The organism is Pseudoalteromonas sp. SIMBA_162 (genome assembly GCF_046535955.1).
Lineage (GTDB): Bacteria > Pseudomonadota > Gammaproteobacteria > Enterobacterales > Alteromonadaceae > Pseudoalteromonas > Pseudoalteromonas marina.
Window position 1 is genome coordinate 1 of the sequence record NZ_JAWJBQ010000155.1, and the last position, 345, is coordinate 345.

The 345-nt window shown below is 37.7% G+C and carries 1 protein-coding gene; it reads right to left on the reverse strand.

Annotation, left to right across the window (positions count from 1 at the left end; genetic code table 11):
* Nucleotides 1–345, reverse strand: a 345-nt coding sequence (locus tag R0J88_RS19135; protein ID WP_410900750.1) for a hypothetical protein, incomplete at both ends; no start/stop codon positions are given.

The following is a 345-nucleotide window of genomic DNA, read 5'->3' on the forward strand; positions in this document are numbered from 1 at the left end:
AGTCAGATTCAGGTAAAGCTTCTAAGTCTGTTTTCATTGCTTTTAACTCGTCCACAGTTGCATAATACATATTAGGATAGTTACGCAGTACATCCTTAATAGGTTGTTTGAGTGCTTCCTCTTTGTCTCGTTCTTCAGCCCGTTTAATAGCATCATCAAGCCATTTTAAGTCAGCTTCTCTTCCTTTGTACTCTCCAACTTGTAGTAGCTTCTCTTTCATACGTTTATACCCATCAGTACTACCGTCATTATCACTACCATGTAGGATTTCAATAGCTTTATTTTTGTTTGCACGTTGTTCCATACGCTTCTTATATGCACCATCATCATCAATCTTATCGTCAC